The sequence below is a fragment of the Camelimonas lactis genome, assembly GCF_004342915.1.
Taxonomy (GTDB): Bacteria; Pseudomonadota; Alphaproteobacteria; order Rhizobiales; family Beijerinckiaceae; genus Camelimonas; species Camelimonas lactis.
Genome location: NZ_SLWL01000021.1, coordinates 1 through 16803, shown reverse-complemented (window position 1 = coordinate 16803; position 16803 = coordinate 1). Strand labels below are relative to the sequence as shown.

15 protein-coding genes are annotated in these 16803 nt (G+C 65.3%); all 15 read left to right on the top strand.

Going from position 1 to position 16803, the window contains the following annotated elements:
- Positions 1 to 541: 541 nt before the first annotated feature.
- On the top strand, positions 542 to 2164 hold the full coding sequence (gene ccoN / locus EV666_RS16425) for a cytochrome-c oxidase, cbb3-type subunit I (RefSeq protein WP_132010524.1): 1623 nt from the start codon (positions 542 to 544) through the stop codon (positions 2162 to 2164).
- Positions 2165 to 2176: 12 nt separating this feature from the next.
- On the top strand, positions 2177 to 2908 hold the full coding sequence (gene ccoO / locus EV666_RS16420) for a cytochrome-c oxidase, cbb3-type subunit II (RefSeq protein ID WP_132010522.1): 732 nt from the start codon (positions 2177 to 2179) through the stop codon (positions 2906 to 2908).
- Between the two features lie 12 nt (positions 2909 to 2920).
- Positions 2921 to 3073, top strand: a complete 153-nt coding sequence (locus tag EV666_RS16415; protein ID WP_132010520.1) for a cbb3-type cytochrome c oxidase subunit 3 — start codon at positions 2921 to 2923, stop codon at positions 3071 to 3073.
- Between the two features lies 1 nt (position 3074).
- On the top strand, positions 3075 to 3944 hold the full coding sequence (gene ccoP / locus EV666_RS16410) for a cytochrome-c oxidase, cbb3-type subunit III (protein WP_132010518.1): 870 nt from the start codon (positions 3075 to 3077) through the stop codon (positions 3942 to 3944).
- Between the two features lie 234 nt (positions 3945 to 4178).
- Entirely contained in the window at positions 4179 to 5741 is a 1563-nt protein-coding gene (gene ccoG, locus EV666_RS16405; RefSeq protein ID WP_132010516.1) for a cytochrome c oxidase accessory protein CcoG, read from the top strand.
- On the top strand, positions 5738 to 6229 hold the full coding sequence (locus tag EV666_RS16400) for a FixH family protein (protein WP_132010514.1): 492 nt from the start codon (positions 5738 to 5740) through the stop codon (positions 6227 to 6229). The genes ccoG and EV666_RS16400 overlap by 4 nt, the downstream gene beginning before the upstream one ends.
- On the top strand, positions 6226 to 8550 hold the full coding sequence (locus EV666_RS16395) for a cation-translocating P-type ATPase (RefSeq protein WP_132010512.1): 2325 nt from the start codon (positions 6226 to 6228) through the stop codon (positions 8548 to 8550). Before EV666_RS16400 ends, EV666_RS16395 begins: the two co-directional genes overlap by 4 nt.
- Positions 8547 to 8723 (top strand): cbb3-type cytochrome oxidase assembly protein CcoS, encoded by a 177-nt coding sequence (gene ccoS / locus EV666_RS16390; protein ID WP_132010510.1) that lies wholly within the window; start codon positions 8547 to 8549, stop codon positions 8721 to 8723. The genes EV666_RS16395 and ccoS overlap by 4 nt, the downstream gene beginning before the upstream one ends.
- Before the next feature lie 224 nt (positions 8724 to 8947).
- Positions 8948 to 9196 (top strand): hypothetical protein, encoded by a 249-nt coding sequence (locus EV666_RS16385; protein WP_132010508.1) that lies wholly within the window; start codon positions 8948 to 8950, stop codon positions 9194 to 9196.
- A gap of 444 nt (positions 9197 to 9640) precedes the next feature.
- Positions 9641 to 10594, top strand: coding sequence for an ABC transporter permease (locus EV666_RS16380; RefSeq protein WP_132010506.1), 954 nt, complete (start codon positions 9641 to 9643; stop codon positions 10592 to 10594).
- Complete coding sequence (locus tag EV666_RS16375) at positions 10594 to 11490, top strand: ABC transporter permease (RefSeq protein ID WP_132010504.1); 897 nt, start codon at positions 10594 to 10596, stop codon at positions 11488 to 11490. Before EV666_RS16380 ends, EV666_RS16375 begins: the two co-directional genes overlap by 1 nt.
- Before the next feature lie 66 nt (positions 11491 to 11556).
- A complete protein-coding gene (locus EV666_RS16370) occupies positions 11557 to 13278 on the top strand; it encodes an ABC transporter substrate-binding protein (protein ID WP_132010502.1) in 1722 nt (573 codons plus the stop codon).
- A gap of 176 nt (positions 13279 to 13454) precedes the next feature.
- A complete protein-coding gene (locus EV666_RS16365) occupies positions 13455 to 14432 on the top strand; it encodes an ABC transporter ATP-binding protein (protein ID WP_132010501.1) in 978 nt (325 codons plus the stop codon).
- A complete protein-coding gene (locus tag EV666_RS16360) occupies positions 14419 to 15465 on the top strand; it encodes an ABC transporter ATP-binding protein (protein ID WP_245514494.1) in 1047 nt (348 codons plus the stop codon). Before EV666_RS16365 ends, EV666_RS16360 begins: the two co-directional genes overlap by 14 nt.
- A 171-nt stretch (positions 15466 to 15636) precedes the next feature.
- Positions 15637 to 16803: TetR/AcrR family transcriptional regulator (locus EV666_RS16355; RefSeq protein WP_165910059.1), on the top strand; the 1167-nt coding region annotated here is incomplete at its 3' end.

The window sequence follows — 16803 nt, the reverse complement described above, 5'->3', positions numbered from 1 at the left end:
CCGGCGATTGTCGGAAACGCAACGGCAACCTCCGGCTTTTCGCCGGCCCAATCCTGGCGGCCGCCGCTTCAGCGGGTTCCTGCCGGAACGGAGCCGATCCGGCGATCCAGAATCTGGAGATCGCAGCGCGCCATTATTTGCTGGCAGTCGGCAAAGAAGCGCGATTACTGTCAATGTCTGGAGGCATCGGCCGACCGCGATCCCATGCGGCTGAGCCGGCGACGGCTGGAGAGGACTGGGAATGGCAGGACGCCGGCGGCCGCCCCCGTGGCGGTGGCGCCAGGGCCGGAAATCCCGATGTGCGCTGGGCGATTATATCGCATGGCGGGCCGCGGGGAGCTAATATACAAACACAGCATGTATAGTTAGGGGCGGACTACACGGGGAACATCACTGCACGAAAGGCGGCCTTTCCGGACGTCGCCAGAGCCAACGCCGCCAGCGAATAGCTGGACAGCGACCGGGTTTCTGCGCCCTGAATGGACGTATGTTTTACGTTCGCGCAAATAAAAACGTGTAATCCAGGTTGGGGAACCGTTTCATGAAGTACGGAACAGAGATTGTATTCTCTGCAATACTCACGCTCATAGCCCTGCTGGGCGCCGCTTTCGCGGTCGACGACGCCTTCCGCTATCACATGCTGATCGCGGTCGTTCTCCTTGGCGGCTTCACAATCGCCCTGATGCGGAAAGAGGATTTCGCGCCCGCCGGGCCTGTCGATGACACCCGGTATATGGACGGGCCAATCCGCTATGGCGTCATCGCCACGGTGTTCTGGGGCGTGGTCGGTTTTCTCGCTGGCGTGCTCGTCGCGGCCCAGCTGGCTTTCCCCGACCTCAACCTGGAGCCCTGGCTGAATTTCGGCCGCCTGCGGCCGTTGCACACGTCCGGCGTCGTGTTCGCCTTCGGCGGCAACATCCTGATCGCCAGCTCGTTCTATGTGGTGCAGCGCACCTGCCGCGCGCGCCTGTTCGGCGGTAACCTGGCCTGGTTCGTCTTCTGGGGCTACCAGCTGTTCATCGTCATGGCGGCGACCGGTTATCTGCTGGGCATCACCCAGTCGCGCGAGTACGCGGAGCCCGAGTGGTACGTCGACCTGTGGCTGACCATTGTCTGGGTGGTGTATCTCTTCGTCTTCATGGGAACCGTTCTGCGGCGCAAGGAACCGCATATCTACGTCGCCAACTGGTTCTACATGTCGTTCATCATCACAATTGCGATGCTGCACGTGCTGAACAACCTGGCCGTGCCGGTTTCGTTTGTTGGTTCGAAGAGCTATTCGGCTTTCTCGGGCGTGCAGGACGCCGTCACCCAGTGGTGGTACGGCCATAACGCGGTGGCGTTCTTCCTGACGATCCCGTTCCTGGCGATGATGTATTATTTCGTGCCGAAGCAGGTGAACCGGCCGATCTATTCCTATCGCCTGTCGATCGTGCACTTCTGGTCGATCATCTTCCTCTATATCTGGGCCGGCCCGCACCACCTGCACTACACGGCGGTTCCTGACTGGGCGCAGACCCTCGGCATGGTGTTCTCGATCATGCTGTGGATGCCCTCATGGGGCGGCATGATCAACGGCCTGATGACGCTTTCCGGCCGCTGGGACCTGATCCGCACCGACCCGATCGTGCGCCTGATGGTGGCGGCGATCGCCTTCTACGGCATGGCGACCTTCGAGGGGCCGATGCTGTCGATCAAGTCGGTCAACGCGCTCTCGCACTATACGGACTGGACCATCGCCCACGTCCACGCCGGCGCCCTCGGCTGGAACGGCATGATCACCTTCGCCGCCGTCTACTTCCTGGTCCCCAAGCTTTGGGGGCGCGAGCGGCTCTATTCGGTCCGCATGGTCAACTGGCACTTCTGGCTGGCGACGCTGGGCATCGTGCTCTACGCCTCCTCCATGTGGGTGTCGGGCATCATGCAGGGCCTGATGTGGCGCGAGTACGATTCGCAGGGCTTCCTCGTCTACTCGTTCGTGGAAACCGTCGCCGCCATGCACCCCTATTACGTGATGCGCGTCACGGGCGGGCTGTTCTATCTCACCGGCGGCTTCCTGATGGCATGGAACGTTTACCAGACCATCCGGGGACGGGTGCGCGACGAGACCCCCATGGGGGTTCCGGCGCCTGTCGCGGGCGCCGCTGTGCAGCCGGCCGCGTAAGGAGTGAAATCCATGTCTTTTCTGAATCGTCACTCCAGGCTGGAAAAGAACGCCACCCTGCTGCTGATCATGTCGCTGCTCGTGGTGACGGTGGGCGGCATCGTCGAGATCGCGCCGCTGTTCTACCTGCAGAACACCGTTGAGAAGGTCAAAGGCATGCGGCCCTACACGCCGCTGGAGCTCGCCGGCCGCGACATCTACATCCGCGAGGGCTGCTATGCCTGCCACTCGCAAATGATCCGGCCGTTCCGCGACGAGGTTGAACGCTATGGCCATTACAGCCTCGCCGCGGAGTCGATGTACGACCATTCGTTCCAGTGGGGATCAAAACGCACCGGCCCGGACCTGGCGCGCGTCGGCCAGCGCTATTCCAACGAATGGCACGTCCAGCACCTGATCGAGCCGCGCTCGGTGGTGCCGGAGTCGGTGATGCCGGCCTACGCCTTCCTGAAGGACCGGCCGCTCGACACGAAGGGGATCGCCGCGCATCTCGTCGCCAACCGCCGGGTGGGCGTGCCCTACACGGACGAAATGATCGCCAACGCCGAGGCCGACATGAAGGCCCAGGCCGATCCGGACGCCGATGTGAGCGGACTTGAAGCCCGCTATCCGAAGGCCAGGGCGGCGAATTTCGACGGCGACAAACAGGCGCTGACCGAAATGGACGCCATGGTCGCCTATCTCCAGATGCTCGGCACGCTGGTCGATTTCTCGACCTATGACGAAGCCGCCGGCCGCCGCTGAGGAGGAAGAGACATGGAAACCTATACCGCCATGCGTCACCTGGCCGACAGCTGGGGTTTGCTGGCCATGGTGCTGTTTTTCATCGGCGCCGTGACCTTCGCCTTCCGTCCTGGCAGCCGCGCCCTCTCGGACGACGCCGCCCGTATTCCGTTCAGGGACGAGTGACATGAGCGAAAAGCAGATCGACGAAATTTCGGGCGTTTCGACCACCGGCCATGAATGGGACGGCATCAAGGAACTCGACAACCCGATGCCGCGCTGGTGGCTGATTGTCTATTACGCGACAGTGGTCTGGGCGGCCGCTTACGTGATCGCCTATCCGGCGTGGCCGCTGATCAGCAAGGCCACCACCGGCCTGCTCGGCTATTCCAGTCGCGGCGAGGTCCGCCAGGAACTGGACGCGGCGCAGGCGGCCAAAGCTGATTACGTCGCCGGGATCAGGGACAAGACGGTGGCCCAGATCCTGGCTGACGAGAAACTGCGCACGTTCGCCACGGCCGCCGGCGCCGCCGCCTTCAAGGTGAATTGCGTGCAGTGTCATGGTTCCGGCGCGCAGGGATCCCCCGGCTATCCGAACCTGAACGACGACGAATGGCTGTGGGGCGGCAAGCCCGAGGACATTCACAAGACCATCGCCCACGGCGTCCGGTTCGCCGAGGACGCGGACACCCGCGTTTCGGAAATGCCGGCGTTCGGCGGCATGCTGGAGCCGAAGCAGATCACTGACGTCGCGACCTATGTGGCGTCGCTCTCCGGCAGGGCCGGCGACGCCACCCCGGCGGTGCTGTCCGCAGGCAAGGAAATCTTTGCCCAGAACTGCGCCGCCTGCCACGGCGCCGACGGCAAGGGCAACCGGGAGCTGGGGGCGCCGAACCTGACGGACGCCATCTGGTTCTACGGCTCAAGCCCGGAAGCGATCGCCCAGCAGATCAGGGCGCCGAAGCACGGCGTCATGCCGGCCTGGAGCGCGCGCCTCGGCGACGTCACCGTCAAGGAGCTGGCTGTTTACGTTCACTCGCTGGGAGGTGGCGAATAAACGGCGGCGGCGACGCCAGCATGCGATGGCCCGGTCTGGCGCATGTTCAGGAAAGCGGCCTGCGTTTTTCCTGAAAAGCGGCGCGTGAACAGCGCGCCGCATGCGCCAGACCAGCAAGACTGGCTGCTTCCGGCGGAGCCTCGCTCCGCTGGAGACGCCCCCTGGCCATCGCCAGCCGGCGTCCACATCATGAGACTGGCCGGCGTTGCTGTGAACGCCGTGGGGGATATGGCGATGCGCGAAGCGTCGGAAGTTGAAACATTTGACGCAACGGCGGTGAACTCGGCGCGGGTGCGCCAGCCGCTTTATGCGGCGCGCAAGAAAATCTTTCCCAAGCGCGCGGAGGGCCGCTTCCGGCGTTTCAAGTGGATCGTGATGCTGATAACGCTCGGCGTCTATTATCTCACGCCCTGGATCCGCTGGAACCGCGGCGCCTTTGCGCCCGACCAGGGCGTGCTGGTCGATCTCGCCAACCGGCGCTTCTATTTCTTTCCGATCGAAATCTGGCCCCAGGAATTCTATTTCGTCGCCGGCCTGCTGATCATGGCGGGCTTCGGGCTGTTCCTGCTCACCTCGACGGTGGGGCGCGCCTGGTGCGGCTACACCTGCCCGCAGACCGTCTGGGTCGACCTGTTTCTCGTGGTGGAGCGCGCCATCGAGGGCGAACGCAACGCCCGCATCAAGCTCGACGCGGCGCCATGGTCGGCGAACAAGCTGTTCAGGCGCATCGCCAAGCACGCCATCTGGCTGCTGATCGCCGTGCTGACGGGCGGCGCGTGGATTTTCTACTTCGCCGACGCCCCGACCCTGGCCCGCGAACTGGCGACCGGCCAGGCGGCGCCGGTGGCCTATATGACCATCGCGATCCTCACCGGCACCACCTATGTGTTTGGCGGCCTGATGCGCGAGCAGGTCTGCACCTACATGTGCCCGTGGCCGCGCATCCAGGCGGCGATGCTCGACGAGAATTCGCTGACCGTCACCTACAACGACTGGCGCGGCGAGCCGCGTTCGCGCCACGCCAAGAAGGCCGCCGCCGCGGGACAGGTGATCGGCGATTGCGTGGACTGCAACGCCTGCGTCGCCGTGTGCCCCATGGGCATCGACATTCGCGATGGCCAACAGCTTGAGTGCATTACCTGCGCCCTGTGCATCGACGCCTGCGATAATGTCATGGACAAGATCGGCAAGGAGCGCGGCCTGATCTCCTATGCGACCCTGGCGGAATACGAATCCAACAGGTTGCTGGCGACAGCCGGCGGCGCCGCCGCCATCGATCCGCGACGCGTGCGCGACGCCAGCGGCAGGCTGTCCGACAAGGTCGCCACGTTCCACCTGAAGAAGCTGCTGCGGCCGCGCAACCTGATCTATTTCGCCGCCTGGTCGACGGTGGGTCTTGGCCTCATCTATGCCCTGCTCACCCGTGAGCGCCTGCAGGTGAACGTGCTGGCCGATCGCAATCCGCAATACGTCGTGCTGTCAGACGGCGCGATCCGCAATGGTTTTACCGTCAAGCTGCTCAACATGATCCCCGAGCCGCGCACCTTCACCGTGACGCTGGAAAACCTGCCTGACGCCGACATGAACGTGGTCGGCATGGATCATCCGGCCGGCCGGAGCTTCTCCGTCGAGGTCGAGCCGGACAAGCTGAAAACCCTCAAGGTTTTTGTGCGCCAGCCCCATGACAGCATCGCCGGCCCGAAACAGTCCATCAGGTTCGTTGTCCAGGATACGGCGAGCCACGAAAGCGCCCAGTATGATGCGACCTTCGAGTCCCCCATGGAGCCGGTCAGATGAGCCCGACGCGTCAACGTGAACTCACCGGCCGGCATGTCCTCTTCATCATGCTGGCGTTCTTTGGCGTGATTATCGCGGTGAACCTGACCAATGCGTTTCTCGCCAGCCGGAGCTGGACGGGAACCGTAGCGGAAAACACCCATGTGGCGAGCCGGCAGTTCAATGCGAAGACGGCGGAGGCCCGCGCCCAGGCAGCGCTCGGCTGGACCGCCCGCCTGTCCATCGCGGACGGCAAGATCAGCTATCAGCTGATTGACGCCGCCGGCAAACCCGTTCCCGCCAAGACTGCAACCGCGAACCTGCGGCGGCCAACCCATGTCTCCGAAGACCAGAGCCTCACGCTGACGCTGCAACCGGACGGCGCGCTGTCAGCGCCGGTCAATCTGCGCGACGGGCTCTGGACCGTCGAGATTCTCACTGAGGCGGGCCTGGAGCGCCCCTATCGCGACGCCCGCCGTCTCACGCTGCGTAATGGCGCAAGCCAATGAGTTGCTGTGCTCCTGGCGCCGACATCAACGCCGCGTCCGGCGCTCCGTCTGCGAACGAACTGCTCCAGGCCGCCCGCAGCCTCGGCGACGGCGCCGCGCAGGTTGAGCTTTCGGTTCCGGCGATCCATTGCGGCGCCTGCATCCAGAAGCTGGAGCAGGCGCTGTCGCGCCTTGACGGCGTCGTCAGCGCCCGGGTCAATCTCTCCACCCGGCGCATCTCGGTCCGGTTCAGACAAAGCGCGCCGCCGCCGATCGTCGAAACCCTGACCGGGCTTGGCTATCCACCCCACCTTTTTGACGAGGCGGAGGGCAAGGACAGGACGCTCACGGAGTTGCTGCGCAGCGTCGCCGTATCCGGCTTCGCCTCGGGCAACATCATGCTGCTTTCGGTGTCGGTCTGGTCTGGCGCTGACGGGGCGACGCGCGATCTGTTCCACTGGATCTCGGCGCTGATCGCCTTCCCGACCCTGCTCTACGCCGGGCGCACTTTCTACCGTTCCGCATGGCAGGCGCTGCGGGCCGGGCGCATGAACATGGACGTGCCCATCGTCATTGGCGTGACGCTGGCCTACGCCATGAGCATTTACGACACACTCCACCATGGCCAGCACGCCTATTTCGACGCTGGCGTCACACTGCTTTTCTTCCTGCTCATCGGGCGTACGTTCGATCACCTGATGCGCGACCGGGCCCGCTCCGCCGTGCTTGGCCTCGCCCGCCTCGCCCCGCGCGGCGCAGTCGTCATCGCGCCGGACGGCAACCGCGACTACCGACCGGTCAACGAGATTGAAACGGGCGACCGGCTGCTGATCGCCGCGGGTGAGCGGATTCCGGTGGACGCACGGGTCGTGGGCGGCGCCTCGGACCTCGACTGCTCCCTGGTCAACGGCGAAAGCCGGCCCCAGTCAGTGGGGCCAGATTCCATGGTGCGGGCCGGCACCCTCAACCTGACCGGGCCGCTGACGCTGGAAGCGACTGCCCGCGCCGGAGACTCGTTCCTGGCCGAAATGGTGCGCATGATGGAAGCGGCCGAAGGCGGACGCACGCGCTACCGGCGGATCGCCGACCGGGTGTCGGCCTTCTATGCGCCTGTCGTCCACCTGACGGCGCTGATCGCCTTCATCGTCTGGCTGGTCATGGGCGGCGACTGGCATCAGGCGCTCACCATCGCCATCGCCGTGCTCATCATCACCTGCCCCTGCGCCCTCGGCCTCGCCGTGCCCATCGTCCAGGTTGTCGCCGCCCGGCGCCTGTTTGAGCGCGGCGTCATGGTGCGCGACGGTTCAGCCATGGAGCGTCTCACCGAAATCGATACGGTGGTGTTCGACAAGACCGGCACGCTGACCATGGGGCAGCCGCGACTGGTCAACGCCCAGGAGATCGCGCCGGACCTGCTCGCCATTGCGGCGGCGCTCGGCGGCCAGTCGCGCCATCCGCTTTCGCAGGCCATCGCCCGACGCGCGGTCGCCAGCGAGGCCGGCGACGATGCGCCGGCCATCGCCTTCGACGCCGTAAAGGAAGTTCCCGGCTTCGGCATTGAGGGCTGGCGCGAGGGCTCGCTCTGGCGGCTGGGTCGGCCTGGCTGGGCGGCTGGCGGCGATACTGGCCAGGATCAGGATGGTGACGCGGCTGGCGCCGGGCGCCCGTCCGCCTGGTCCGGCGCGATGCTGGCGCGGGACGGCCGCGCATGCGCCCGTTTCGCCTTCGAGGACACCCTGCGGCCTGACGCGGCCCAGGCGATCCACGCGCTGCAACAGGCCGGAAAATCGGTGGAAATCCTGTCAGGCGACACAGAAGGCGCCTGCCGCGATATCGCTGGCCGACTTGGCGTGCGCCAGTACGCCGCCAATTTGCTGCCGGCCGAAAAGGTGGCGCGCATCACTGACCTGACGCAGGCCGGGCGCAAGGTGCTGATGGTGGGCGACGGCCTCAATGACGCGCCGGCGCTCAGCGCGGCCCATGTGTCGATGGCCCCGGCGACCGCCGCGGATGTTGGCCGCAATATCGCCGACCTGGTCTTCCTGCGCGACAGCCTGGAAGCGGCGCCGTTTGTCATCGAGGTTTCGGAGCAGGCCGGAACGCTGATCCGCCAGAACATTGCGCTCGCGCTCGTCTATAATATCATCGCGGTGCCCATCGCTTTCCTGGGACTTGTCACCCCATTGATCGCGGCGGTCGCCATGTCCGGCTCATCGATCCTGGTCATCGCCAATGCGCTCAGGCTGCTGCGCGCGAGAGAAGAGGCGCCCGCCGCGAAACCCGCCGGGGAGCCGGCCGTTGGCCACTATCCGGGCCACTATCCGGAAGGAGGCGCCGCATGAGCGTCCTCATCTATCTGATCCCCGCCGCCCTGCTGCTCGGGGGCGCCAGCCTCGCCGCATTCATGTGGGCCATGGCAAGCGGTCAGTACGAGGACCTGGACGGCGCGGGCGAACGCATCCTGTTCGATGACAGCGATCCACTCACGCTGGAGCATCATGACCCTGGCCGGTAGCGACCGGTTTCAGAGGGCCGCGCCTGGCCAGGGCCGCGCATCTGGCGGGTTTTGGGCCACCGGGCGGTCTTCCCGGACGGAGGCCAGCGCCCGCAGTAAAGTCGACCGCCTTCAGGCTATCCCTTCCGGTTGGGCGCTCCGCACGCCATGGACTGTTGCTTTACGCAACGTAAACCAACTGGCCATAGCGTGCGCCGCGGATTCACACCAGGAAGGAAGAACCCATGTTCAAGCGCGCCGCCCTCATTGCCGCTGGAGCCATCTGTGGCTCTCTTGTTGCATTTTCGGCCAACGCCGCGCCAGCCGCGCCCATGTCAATCGCCCCCGGCGCCAGCCTGGAGCGCGTGCAGTACCGGCACGGCCCGCAGGCGCGCCACCATCACGTGCGCAAGCCCGTGTGCCACATGCAGCGCGTGAAGGTGCGCGGCCCGCACGGGCGGCCAATGTTCAAAACAGTCCGCGTGTGTCGCTGACCGGATCAGCCCCGCTTCGGCGGGGCTTTTCTTTGCCCGCCCGACAGCCAGGCCGGCGGACGCCCGCTGGCCCCGCCGCTGGGGCGGTAGCGCCCTCCCTGCCCGCCCGCCGTCACCCCAGACAGATCCTCCCCAAAAATCATGAACCCCTTTGGCCAGGGAACCGGCGGACGCTGACGTTCCGTCAACGGACCGGCGCGTCCCCGCGCGCGTCATGAACGTGAGCGCGGCCATAAAATCACTTGCGTTTCGAATGAACGGGATATTTGATATACGAAATATCATAATTAAAAAATATGCATTGCACGGGAAGGAGCACGACCAGGATGGAGCCAGCCCGATGTTTCGAAGACACGGTATCTTCACCCGCCGCCTTCATGCGCCCGCCAGCGCGCCGGCCGGCTTCCCCTTTTGCCCTGTCTATCTGCGCCGGCAGGTGACGCCATGCGCGCCTACGCCCTTCGCCGCCTGCTGGCGCTTATCCCCACCCTGATCTTCGCCAGCCTGATCGTGTTCTTCACGGTCCGCATGATCCCGGGCGACGTCATTGACATGATGATGTCGCAGAACGACATCAGCGCCGGCCAGAAGGACCGGGAGCAGCTGGAACAGGCGCTTGGTCTCGATCAGCCCATGTACCTGCAGTACTTCCGCTGGCTCGGCGGGGCTGTTCGCGGCGACCTCGGTCATTCGCTCTGGCAAAACACCCCGGTTCTCGACCAGATTCTGGCCCGCCTGCCGATCACCTTTGAGCTGGGGCTGATGGCCATCATCATCGGCCTGCTGATCGCGGTGCCCATCGGCGTCCTCTCCGCCCTGCGTCAGGACACAGCTGGCGATTACCTGATGCGCTCGCTGTCGATCCTGATGCTGGCGGTGCCGTCGTTCTGGATCGGCACCATGGTGATGGTGTTTCCCTCGATCTGGTGGGGCTGGTCGCCGTCGCTGGTCTATGTGCCGTTCCTGCAGGATCCGCTGGGCAATCTGAAGCACATGCTGACGCCAGCGCTGATCCTCGGCATGTCATTGTCCGCCATCACCATGCGCATGACGCGCACCATGATGCTGGAGGTGCTGCGCCAGGATTACATCCGCACGGCCTGGGCCAAGGGCCTTGACGAACGCACCGTGGTCATCCGGCACGCCCTGCGCAACGCCCTGATCCCGGTCGTCACGCTGATCGGCATCCAGGCGCCGCTGGTGCTCGGCGGCGCCGTGATCATCGAGCAGATCTTCGTCATTCCAGGCATGGGCCTGCTGCTGCTCGACGCGGTGGGCCAGCGCGACTACCCGATCATCGCCGGCGTGTTTCTCGTGGTTGGCGTCGCGGTGATGCTGATCAACCTGATCGTCGACCTCAGCTACGGCCTGTTCGATCCAAAGGTGAGGTATCGCTGATGACGCTCGCTCTTGATACCCCCGCCAGCGTCCGCCCCCGCCGCGGCTCCGCTTTCTTCAAATTCATGGGCCGGCTGTTCCGCGAGAAACCGCTGGGCGCCGCCGGCGCGGTGATCTTCATCGTCTTCCTGCTGTGCGGCCTGTTCGCCGATATTCTCGCGCCCTATGGCTACAACCAGATCAGCCCCATCAACCGGCTCAAGCCGCCGTCGTGGCAGTTTCTCTTCGGCACGGACAACCTGGGCCGGGACGTGTTTTCCCGCTGCCTCTATGGCGCGCAGCTGTCGGTCATCATCGGGTTCTGCGCCGCCGGTCTCGCAACGCTCGTCTCCATCGTTGTCGGCGTCGTCTCCGGCTATATCGGCGGCAAGTTCGACATGATCGTCCAGCGCATGGTGGACGCCTGGATGAGCTTCCCGGACCTGATCGTGCTGATCGTCGTTGTCTCGGTGGTTGGTCCTGGCCTGTTGCCGATCATCGTCGTGCTCGGCCTGCTGCTCGGCGTCGGCGGCTCACGGATCATTCGCGGCGCGACGATCTCGGTGCGCGAGAACATGTATGTGAACGCCAGCCAGTCCATGGGCGCCAGCACCCCGCGCATCCTGCTGCGCCACATCCTGCCGAACGTCATGGCGCCGGTGATCATCCTGTTCACCACGCGCGTCGGCTTCGTCATCCTGGCGGAATCCGGCCTGTCGTTTCTGGGGCTCGGCGTGCCGCCGCCAGCGCCCACCTGGGGCGGCATGCTCTCCGGCAGTGGCCGCACCTACATGTTGCAGGGCCCCTGGCTCGCCCTCGCGCCGGGCCTGTGCCTCACCGTCGTCGTTTACGCCACCAATGTGTTTGGCGACGCGTTGCGCGATCTGCTCGACCCACGCATGCGCGGTTCAAAATAAGCCGCCGCCCGCCCGGCGCCGCGGCGGCGGGAAAAACAGGGCGGAAAACAAATCGGGGAGGAAACCATGACACGAGGAGCAAGACGTCCAGGCCGCGCCAGGCGCTGGGGCGTTTACGGCGCCATGGGGCTGTCGCTGGCCTGCGCGGTCGCCATGCCCGCGCTGGCCAACGACGCGCCGAAGCCTGGCGGCGCGCTTGAGGTCGCCACCCTGAACCGGGGGCTCAATGTCCTCACCTGGGATCCGGCCGACTGGAACTGGAAGATCAACCACGACGCCGGCCAGTTTTATGAGCAACTCTTCGCCGCCGACCTCGGCAAGAGCAAACGCCTTGGCGGCCCCTACCCCTTCTATGCCGACGCCTGGCTGCCGTCGGACGCCATCCGGGGTGAGCTCGCGGAAAGCTGGGCGTGGAAGCAGGACCCGCTGCGGCTGGAGATCAAACTGCGGCCCGGCGTGATGTTTCCTGAAAAGCCGGGCGTGATGGCGGCGCGCGAACTGACGTCGGAAGACGTTGTGTTCTCCTACAATCGCCTCGACAAAAGCCCGAAGAAAATCCCGACCTACTTCGACCACATCGCCAGCGTCACGGCGCCGGACAGGCACACGGTGGTCTTCACCTTCAAGAATTATAACGCAGAGTGGGACTACCGTTTCGGCTGGGGCTACTATTCATCGATCTATCCAAAAGAAGTCGCGGACGCAGGTCCCGCTGACTGGAAAAAGCTGAATGGCACCGGCCCGTTCATGCTGACCGATTTCGTCCAGGGCAGCGCGACCACGTACAACAGGAACCCTAACTACTGGGGCAAGGACACCATTGGCGGCCAGGAGGTGAAGCTGCCGCTGATCGACAAACTCGTCTATCGCAACATCAAGGATGAGGCCACGGCCGTCACCGCGTTGCGCACCGGCAAGGTCGACATCCTGGAATCCATGCGCTGGTCGGACATGGAGCAGCTCAAGAAATCGACGCCACAGCTGCAATGGTCCAAGTGGCTGTCGATGAATGGCCAGTTCCTGTCGATGCGGGTCGACGCCAAACCGTTCAATGATGTGCGCGTGCGGCGGGCGCTGAACATGGCGGTCAACAAGCAGGAGATCGTCCAGTCCTATTACAATGGCCATGCGGAACTGTTCTCCTATCCGCAACACCCGGATTACGTCGGTTATTACGAACCGCTGGAGGCCATGCCCGCGTCGGTGAAGGAACTGTTTGTCTATGACCCCGCCAAAGCGAAAAAGCTGCTGGCGGAGGCAGGCTATCCCAATGGCTTCAGCTTCAAGGTCCAGGTCTGCTCGTGCACACCGGATCATATGGAGCTGCTGCCGCTTGTCGGCGCCTATCTCGAACAGGTCGGCGTCAGGATCGAGATCCAGCCGATGGAATATGGCGCGTTTCTCTCCGCCATGACGTCCAAAACCCTGGCGCCGGGCTATTTCATGAACAACGGCCACACCAACCCGACCACGACGCTGCGCAAAAGTTTCGTCACCGGTCAGACGTGGAACCCGTCCATGTACGCGGACCCGGAGTTCGACAGGCGCATCGACGTGCTCTACCGCGAGCAGGATGAAGACAAACGCAAGGTCATGGTCAAGGAGCTGACCCGCGAGATCCTCGACAAGGCGCCCTATATCTGGCTGCCCACCCCTTATGTCTACACGGCCTGGTGGCCGTGGGTGAAAAACTACGGCGGCGAACTGCGCGCCGGCGCCGTCAGGCCAGGCCCGATCTACGCCCGCATCTGGATTGACCAGGAAGACAAAAAGAAACGCGGCTTCTGATCCGCGCGCGCCCGCACGCCCCAAGGTCGCGCGCGGCAGGGTCGCCCGCGGCAGGGTGCGTCGCTGAGGCGTGAGGCCGGCAGGGCAACGGGGTTTTGCGCTGGAACAAGCGCCCGTCGGGACATTTGACGCGCTGGCCGGCTTTCGCCGCGCCGCGCGCAGAAAGGAGGAAGCTGGTGCAACGTCCGGTTCTTGAGGTGAGGAACCTCGCAGTAGAGTTCGGCGCCGGCGCGGGGCGCGTGCGCGCCGTCGACGACGTCTCGTTCGAGGTCAATCCCGGCGAAACCCTAGCCATCGTCGGCGAAAGCGGCTCCGGCAAAAGCGTCACCGCCCTGTCGCTGCTGCGTCTCGTGCCGACGCCGCCTGGCCGGTTCTGTTCCGGCGAAATCCTGTTCGAGGGCGAGGATTTGCTCAAGGCGTCCGACGCCGCCATCCGCTGTATTCGCGGCAACCGCATCGCCATGATCTTCCAGGAGCCGATGTCATCGCTCAATCCCGCCCTGACGGTCGGGCTGCAAATCGCCGAGCCGTTGCAACTGCACGGCAGGCTGCCGTGGGCCAGGGCGTTCGACAAGGCGCGGGAACTGCTGACCAGGGTGCGGATTCCCGATGCGGCCAGGCGGGTCAACACGCACCCGCACCAGTTTTCCGGCGGCATGCGCCAGCGGGCGATGATCGCCATGGCGCTGGCCTGCAAGCCCAACCTGATCATCGCCGACGAACCGACCACGGCGCTCGACGTGACGGTGCAGGCGCAGATCCTGTCGCTGCTGAAGGACCTGACGAAAGAAACCAACGCGGCGTTGATCCTGATCACCCATGACCTCGGCGTGGTGGCGCGCTATGCCGACCGGGTCTGCGTGATGTACGCCGGAAGGGTGGTGGAAAGCGGTTCAGCACAAGACATTTACGCCAACCCGCGCCATCCCTACACCCTGGGGCTGATGGCCTCGATCCCCCGTCTTGACCAGGACGCCGTCGACCGGCTGACGCCCATCGAAGGCCAGCCGCCAGACCTCGCCGCCTTGCCCAAAGGCTGCGCCTTCGAACCCCGTTGCCGTTACGCGATGGACCGTTGCCGGGACGAGCGGCCGACGCTCGAACATGAGGGAGGGCGCCATTACCGGGCGTGTTTTGCCAATGTCGCATGCTGAAGCCATGGCGGGCGCCGATTCGGTGCTCAGGGTCCGCGACCTCAAGGTGCACTTCCCGGTTCACGACGGCGTGCTGATCCGTCGCCAGACCGGCTCCGTGAAGGCGGTGGACGGCGTGTCGTTCGAGGTCGGCAGGAGTGAAACCCTGGGGCTGGTTGGCGAATCCGGCTGCGGCAAGTCAACCACCGGCCTCGCCATCCTGCGGATGACGCCCCTGACGGAGGGCCGGATAGAGTTTGAGGGCCAGGACATTTCCCACCTCAGCGTCAGGCGGATGCGGCCGTTGCGCAAGCGGCTGCAAATGGTCTACCAGGACCCCTATGGTTCGCTGAACCCGCGCATGAAGGTTGGCGACCTCATTGGCGAGCCCCTGGTGATCCATGGCGTCGCCGGCGACCAGGACGCTTACCGCGCCCGCATCCAGGAGCTGTTGCGGCTGGTCGGCCTCCGCCCGGAGATGGCGGAGCGCTATCCGCACGAGTTCTCCGGCGGTCAGCGCCAGCGCATTTCTATCGCCCGGGCGGTGGCGCTTAATCCGACGCTGGTCCTGTGCGACGAGCCGGTCTCCGCGCTTGACGTCTCCATCCAGGCCCAGGTCATCAACCTGTTTCAGGAACTGCAGGAGCGCCTCGGCCTGTCGTATCTGTTCATCGCCCATGACCTGGCGGTGGTGCGCCACGTCAGCCACCGCATAGCTGTGATGTATCTGGGGCGGATCGTCGAAGTCGCGCCGCGTGACCTGCTCTACCGCGCGCCGCTGCACCCCTACACCCGGGGCCTGCTCGCCGCCGCGCCCCTGCCCGACCCCTCAGCCGAGCGAAGCCGCGCGCACGAAGAGATCGTTGGCGAACCCCCCAGCGTGGTCAATCCACCGTCGGGCTGCCATTTTCACCCCCGTTGTCCGATGGCGATGCCGGTGTGCGCGCAACGCGCGCCGGAACTCACCGCGGCCGCGACCGGCCATGCGGTGGCCTGCCACCTGCACGACCCGTCGCGCGCCCTGGACATCGCCGCCTCAGGCCTCGCCGCCTGAGACGCGTCAGGAGGCGCGCCGCCGGGCCAGGCCGCGCAAGGCCCCGTGCTGGCGGCCCCCCAAGGGAGGACATGATGAGCGCCATGGTTGCTGCCCGGGCCGCCGCCCCCCATGACTGACGCGCCGGCCCCCGCAACGCGGCAAACGCCCCGTTTCGAGCAGAAACGCGACATGATCCTGGATGCTGCGGCGCGGCTGTTTCACCTGCACGGGCTGGACGGCGTCACGTTGTCAGACGTCGGCGCCAAGGTTGGCCTCGCCACCAACAGCGTGACCTATTATTTCCGCCGCAAGGACAATCTCGTCGCCGCCTGCTTCGAGCGCGCGTTCAGCATTTTCGAGGCGTTGGTCGCGGCCGCGGCGGCCCACCCGGACATGGAAACGCGCGTCCGCGTCTTCCTTCGGAGCTATTTTCAGTTGCTGGCCGACATCGAGAACGGCGCGCGCAGCGAAATCGTCAATTTCAGCAATCTGGCGGTGGTTCGCGGCGAGGTGGCGGAGCCGGTCGGGACCGCCTACACCGCCCTGTTCCGCAATGTGCGCGCGCTTGTCAGCCCTGAGGGGGAAGAAGCCGCGGCCCGCACGCAGATCAACAGCCGGGCGCATCTGTTGCTGGCGCTCAGCCAATGGGCCCGGGTCTGGCTGCCGCGCTATGAAACTGGCTGCTACGTTCGCGCCGCCGACCGTGTCGCTGATGTCCTGCTGTATGGGCTGGCTGCTCCCGCGTCCGCCGGCGCCGGAGCCGCGCTGGCGAACACATGGGCGTCCGCGCCCCACACCAGGCCGGAGGCGGCGGACGCCGTCCTCTCCCGCGAAGCGTTCCTGCGCGCCGCAACCCGGCTGATCAACGCCCATGGCGTGCACGGCGTATCGGTGGAGCGGATTTCGGCCAGTCTGAACGCAACGAAAGGGGCGTTCTATTATCACAACGCCGACAAGCAGGAGATGATCTCGGCCTGCTTCCAGCGTTCCTTCACCGTGATTCGTGAGGCGCAGGCGGCGGCCGCCGGCGCGACTGACGGCTTTACCCGGCTGGCCCAGGCCGCCGCGACGCTGGTGCGCTTCCAGTTGTCAGACGCAGGCCCCCTGCTGCGCATCACCGCGCGCACCGGCCTGCCGGCCAGCGACGCTTTTGCGGTGCTGGACGCCATGAACCGGCTTTCGGAGCGTTTCGCCAGCTTTGTCATCGACGGCATGATTGACGGCTCGATACGACCGGTCGATCCCACGGCGGCCTCACAGATTGCGTGTTCCACGGGATGGTGGGCACTGATTCCACCGGATGATGGGCGCGCGTTCCACGCGATCATGGGCAGCATTTCCACGGCATCGTGGGCA